The sequence below is a fragment of the Coleofasciculus sp. E2-BRE-01 genome (assembly GCF_040221695.1).
In the GTDB taxonomy this organism is placed as follows: domain Bacteria; phylum Cyanobacteriota; class Cyanobacteriia; order Cyanobacteriales; family Coleofasciculaceae; genus Coleofasciculus.
On record NZ_JAVKEA010000013.1, the window covers coordinates 1 to 5,963 of the forward strand.

Here is a 5,963-nt window from a genome sequence, read left to right on the forward strand (position 1 = left end):
CTAGTTCTATCGGTTGGGCTTATGTTGATGGTCAAGGAAATTTAAAAGCTCAGGGAACTCTTCCTTTTCAGACGGGTTTGCCCACAGGTAAACAAGATGCTCAAATTGTAGATGTTTGTTTGAAATTGGCAGCTTTAGCCATTCGTTTTCAGAGCCCGATTCTGTGTGAAAGATTAGATTTTTCGACAAAGAAAGCTCAATTAAGAGAGCGTGGCAAAAAATATGCTCGAATGCTTTCTGCCTGGGCATACAGTCGTTTTTATCATATTTTTTCATCGATTTTATCCAACCGAGGAATAGCTCTTCAGTTGGTCAATCCAGCTTACACGAGTTTGATTGGATTGGTTAAATATAGTCGGATGTATGGACTATCATCTGATGTGGCTGCTGCCCTAGCCATTGCCAGAAGAGGCATGAAGTATAGTGAGAGATTGCCGCGTTCTGTGTCCGCCTATCTCGGAGTGAATCCGAGAAAGCACGTATGGAGCGCTCTATATCAATTTAATAATTTTATGGGTCGATGCCCTGTAGTCAATCGTAGACACGATTACTACGGCGTCTCTAACTGGGAACCGTTGGTTAAGGTTGATATCGAGCAACAATGCCGGGTATCAGCCAAGCGCAAGCGTTAACGGTTATCGACCAAAAGTTACACCGTGGACTTATACCAAGGCAGAATTACTTATGGGTAGGTTTGTCTAGGTTTTTAGAAGCGGTAGCAGCGACGTGAGTCCAGAAAACCCATAAAACCTTTGACAGCAGTTTCTGCTAGGATTTTCCATTGTTCTATCGGTTGACATCCTCACTTAAAACTTAGTTGATGCGCTGTCCTTAGCAGGCTCCATGGCTCAACCCACAAGTTTCAGGACATAAGGTTGTATCAAGATCGCTTTGCTTTACATTTGTTCATGGGTTGATCGGGACTTCATCTGCAACCCATGGAAAGCTGAACAAAAAAATGACAAACTTGACCAGAGTAAGCAACAACTCGCCTAAACTCATTATTGGGGAGATTAAGCAAATTCTGGTAGAAGTTAGAGAACATCCTCAATTCCACCCCAAACCAAGGGAGTGAGTCTGTCTTATGGCTTTCTCCCTAGCAGAGGGTGAAGTCTTACAGGATTTGAGTGCAGGTGCATTGAATGGATAGAGGTACAAATGAGCGATCGCAACAAGTCCTACGAACAACTCATGGCAGAAGTGGCATTACTACGCCGACAAGTGATTAAACTGAAAATGACTAAAATGGCGTTTGATGCCCAACATCAGCTCATGAGAACCTTTGCCACAACCTTGCAAGCGGCGAGGGGGACACTGATGGTTAGAGCCATGTTGCAACAAATTGTGACAATTGGCACTAAGCTAACTCGTGCGGAATCCAGTAGTTTGTTCTTACTTGATGCCCATGGCGTTGTCACCGAAAGTATTCTAGCTCGTGGTGCGACGCTACGAGGACAAAAGCAACGGCTGATTGGTCAAGTATTGGATAAAGGGTTAGCGGGTTGGGTCTATCGTCACCGCAAACTTGGACTCATTACTGATACGATCGAGGACGAGCGTTGGTTGACCTTACCCAATCAACCTTACACCGTTCGCTCCGCCCTTGGCGTTCCGATTTTAATGGGTAAAGAAGTCTTAGGAATTCTCACCTTAACTCACTCCCAACCCGGACATTTTAGCCCGGAATCGGCTCATCTAATGCAAATCACAGCAGAATCTATGGCATTGGTGCTTGACAATGCTCGACTCTATCATGAACGTCAGCAGCAAGAACTGGACTTAGAATTAAAGCAGTCTCAACAGAAAACAACCGTTCAATCTCGTCAAAGTGTAACTCAATCCTTCAGCGAGAAAGAATTTTCCCGAATTGGCATGTATATCCTGTTTGGGGAAGGGAATTTTCTATACGTCAATCCCAGATTAGCCGAAACTTTTGGCTATACTTTTGGAGAACTGATCTCATTAGAATCTGTTCTTGAACTCGTATGCTTAGACAATCGTAAGTTTGTTGAACAACAAATCTATAGCTGCATTCAGGGTCAAACTAAGAATCTGTACTGTCGATTCAAAGGACAGCGTAAAGATAGGAGTTTGATTAATGTGGAAGTTTATGGAAACCGAACTAAACTTTACGGTCGGTTTGTTATCATCGGGGCACTCCGCGTAATTTGACTATAATAAAAAATCGCTATAAGTTAAAATAATCTATGTAAATACAGCCTCAAATCATCCTTAACCCCAGCTTTATGGTTGTTAAAAAAAATAATAACACTTTAATAGTTGAATAAATCATGACTCAACCTCAAGCCATAAAAACTTTGCTCGAATCAGTGGCTGCTGGCGAAACAAGTCCGGCAGTTGCTTTAGATAAACTAAAACATTTTCCCTTTGAGTCCGTTAGTAACTTTGCTAAAGTTGACCATCATCGCACCTTGAGAACAGGTTTCCCAGAGGTCATTTGGGGTTTAGGTAAAACACCTGACCAAATTGCTCAAATTATGGCAGCAATGCGACAACGTAATTCAGTGGTGATGGCAACTCGCATTGATCCTGATGTGTTTGCCCAACTCCAAGTTACAGTCCCTGATATCCACTATTATCCCACTGCCCGGATTTGTGCGATCGCGCCCGAAACTATTCCATCCAATTTTCCAGGAACGATAGGAATTATTTGTGCGGGAACCTCTGACTTATGGGTTGCTGAAGAAGCAGCAGTTACGGCTCAACTGTGTGGGTTTCAGGTACAGCGTCTCTGGGATGTGGGTGTAGCGGGACTCCACCGCTTGCTGAGTCATCAACAGGTCATTGCTGAAGCCAATGTGCTAATTGTCGTAGCCGGGATGGAAGGGGCGTTACCTAGCGTTGTTGCGGGTTTAGCTGATTCTCCAGTTATTGCAGTTCCTACGAGCATCGGCTACGGTGCAAGTTTTGGCGGACTTGCTCCTCTTTTAACCATGCTTAATTCTTGTGCACCAGGAGTGGGAGTTGTGAATATTGATAACGGTTTTGGTGCGGCAATTCTAGCGGGTCAAATTATGCGGACGGCGCAGAAGTTATTGAGGGAACAGTGAACAAGGAACAGTGAACAGGGAACAAAAAAATGCGTTTACTGTTACAATTAAGGCTTTGAGTAAAAACTTGCACCAATAAACCTAAATCTTAATTAAGGAAAATTTCAAACTAATTCCTTGAACACTCAAGTTTAGCTTATCCTAATTGAAGTCTTGAATGGGTTTTCCAAAATAGAGTTTGATAGTAGGTTATTCTGATTGATAGAGGCATCGCTACCTGAGCCTAACTTTGACATTAACGTCATCAACCCATACCCTGTGATCTGTTCCCACACCGGATAAACCCTGATGGATGCCATCACTATATTAGTATTAATTAGCGGCTTTGTTTTGTTGATCGCCGGAGCCGAAATTCTGGTACGAGGAGCATCCCAATTAGCTGTAGCTGCTGGACTTTCACCCTTAGTTGTCGGATTAACGGTTGTTGCCTATGGCACCAGCGCTCCGGAATTAGCCGTATCTGTACAGTCTAGCTACGCGGGACAAGCAGATATTGCCATTGGTAACGTTGTTGGCAGCAACATTGCCAATATTTTGCTAATTCTAGGCAGTTCCGCCGCCGTTGCCCCGCTGATTGTCTCGCGACAGTTGGTGCGACTTGATGCGCCTGTAATGACTGGAGTATCGTTGCTGGTGTGGTTAATGGGGTGGGATGGTAAACTGAGTCGGGGGGATGGGATTTTCTTGGTTATGGGAGCGATCGCTTACACTCTATTTACTCTCTACCAAGGACGTCGAGAAAGCCAAGCCCAGGAAGGCGCATCAGAAAGCAATAATCAGCGCTCTCGCCGAGGGATCTATCAGATCTTACTCAACCTAGGCTTAATTATTGTTGGTATAGGAATGTTGGTAGTGGGGTCAAACTACCTGATTAAGGGTTCTGTAGATGTCGCCCAAGCGCTTGGAATCAGCGAATTGATTATTGGCTTAACCATTGTTGCAGCCGGGACTTCGCTACCAGAAATTGCCACGTCAGTTGCTGCGGGTATTCGAGGTGAACGGGATATTGCAGTTGGTAATGCAGTTGGCAGTAATATTTTTAATCTCCTATTGGTGTTGGGAGTATGTAGTGTTGTTGCACCTGACGGCATAGCTGTATCAATGCCTGCTTTAAATTTTGACATTCCTGTCATGATTGCTGTCGCTGTCGCTTGCTTGCCAATTTTCTTTACTGGCTATTGTATTGCTCGCTGGGAGGGAATTCTGTTTCTGGCATACTACGTCGCTTATACGATGTATTTGTTTCTTAACGCCACTGAACATGATGCGTTGGAGGAATTTAGCGCGATCATGCTCCTGTTTGTTATGCCGTTGACTCTCATAACACTGCTTATTCTGGCGATTCGTTCCTTCCGCAAAACTTGATGTTTAATGGGAGAAGTATTGAGTGTGTAGGGGCGGGTTTAGGGACTTTCTGCTTGACTATTGATAGTAACACTTGTGCAAAACCCGCCCTGACTAAGTGTTGAATTTTGATCCTTCATGACCTTTGAGGACATGGTTTTGCTGCTCTCCCCTGCTCCCCTGCTCCCCTGCTCCCCTGCTCCGCCGCACTGCACTAGCTGCGCCAATCCGGGAATTTACCTTGAAGACAAGCCGCGATTTCCGGTGTCCACTGTTCTTCTAAGGTCATTAGCCATTCCTCGAACTTATCATCTGTAGCTAAGGGTACAGTCTGGTATTGTAATTTAAGGAAGGCTTTTTGAGTGTGGGTCAATTTGGAGGATTGGAATTGATGCAATTGTGAAGACATAACTTGAATCGAACTGAATCAATCGTTATGTCAATTGTCATCCGCCACAATGCTGATCGTAAACAGCATTTTTACGGATTTTTCAAGAACGTTTGTGGAGGAGTTTACAGAATTGTTGATAGGTAAAATCTCGCAACCTGTTCAACTTAACGTTTACTGTCAAGGTCAAGGCGTTCCAATTCTCTGCCTGCACGGTCATCCGGGCTCGGGGCGTTGTATGTCGGTTTTTACCGACCATCTATCTCAACGATTCCAAACCCTGTCTCCTGACTTGCGCGGATATGGTCGCAGTCGTACAGTGGAAGCGTTTCAGATGAGCGACCACCTGATAGATTTGGAGGATATGCTTAACCGCTTCGGGATCAATCGTTGTTTGGTACTCGGCTGGTCTTTGGGTGGGATTCTCGCTATGGAATTAGCGCTAAGGCTACCTGAGAGAGTGAGTGGTTTAATTTTGATCGCCACAGCCGCACGACCAAGAGGAAATCATCCTGCGATCGCGTGGCAGGATAATCTCTATACCGGGATCGCTTCTATCTTGAATCGCGTCTCTCCAGGATGGCGGTGGAACATTGAAACCTTTGGCAAGCGATCGCTCTATCGTTATCTCATCCAAAACCATAGTGCAACGGCTTACCAGTATTTAGCACAGGAAGCCTTAGTCGCCTATCTGCAAACCTCTAAGGCGGCGACTGATGCCCTTAACCAAGCATTGAAAGCAAGATACAATAGACTGGCTGACTTAGAACAAATTCAATGTCCTTGTCTGGTATTAGCGGGAGAAGCGGATCGCCACATTACCGCTCAATCAAGTCAAGAAACGGCTCAACACCTACAAGAATCTGAGTGGCGTTGCTATCCTCATACGGCTCACCTGTTTCCGTGGGAAATTCCCAATCAGGTACTCCGTGATATTGATGATTGGATTCAACGCCACCCTCAACGTATTCGCGGGAGTCCTCACCCTCAACTCTCGTAGGGTGAGGAGGGATAGCGGGATGCCGGAAGAATAGAGGCATCCAATTCTTTTCTCAGGCTACACATAAGCCGTTATTTCTCCTGATTAAATCGACTTTACTAAGGGCAAATTGTCCAATTCGTTTCCAGGTGTAGTCGCAAACGGAAACCTTTTGAGTCTT

Annotated in this window: 5 protein-coding genes and 1 pseudogene; 5 read left to right on the top strand and 1 reads right to left on the bottom strand. The window is 44.9% G+C overall.

All coding sequences use genetic code 11. The features are described from left to right. The 4 genes and pseudogenes from RIG66_RS02010 to RIG66_RS02025 all read left to right on the top strand — a co-directional run. Window positions 1-632 (top strand): annotated as a pseudogene (locus RIG66_RS02010) (hypothetical protein); the annotation flags it as partial. A 526-nt stretch (window positions 633-1,158) separates the two neighbouring features. Next, a complete protein-coding gene (locus RIG66_RS02015) occupies window positions 1,159-2,172 on the top strand; it encodes a GAF domain-containing protein (protein ID WP_446374719.1) in 1,014 nt (337 codons plus the stop codon). Between the two features lie 119 nt (window positions 2,173-2,291). Continuing rightward, window positions 2,292-3,071 (top strand): nickel pincer cofactor biosynthesis protein LarB, encoded by a 780-nt coding sequence (gene larB / locus RIG66_RS02020; RefSeq protein ID WP_446374721.1) that lies wholly within the window; start codon window positions 2,292-2,294, stop codon window positions 3,069-3,071. A 288-nt stretch (window positions 3,072-3,359) separates the two neighbouring features. Further along, complete coding sequence (locus RIG66_RS02025; protein ID WP_446374723.1) at window positions 3,360-4,436, top strand: calcium/sodium antiporter; 1,077 nt, start codon at window positions 3,360-3,362, stop codon at window positions 4,434-4,436. A gap of 193 nt (window positions 4,437-4,629) precedes the next feature. On the opposite strand, the gene RIG66_RS02030 is transcribed toward RIG66_RS02025, so the two are convergent. After that, window positions 4,630-4,824, bottom strand: a complete 195-nt coding sequence (locus RIG66_RS02030; protein ID WP_446374725.1) for a hypothetical protein — start codon at window positions 4,822-4,824, stop codon at window positions 4,630-4,632. Between the two features lie 94 nt (window positions 4,825-4,918). Between RIG66_RS02030 and RIG66_RS02035 the strand changes: the two genes are divergently transcribed. Beyond that, a complete protein-coding gene (locus RIG66_RS02035; RefSeq protein ID WP_446374727.1) occupies window positions 4,919-5,803 on the top strand; it encodes an alpha/beta fold hydrolase in 885 nt (294 codons plus the stop codon). Window positions 5,804-5,963: the final 160 nt, after the last annotated feature.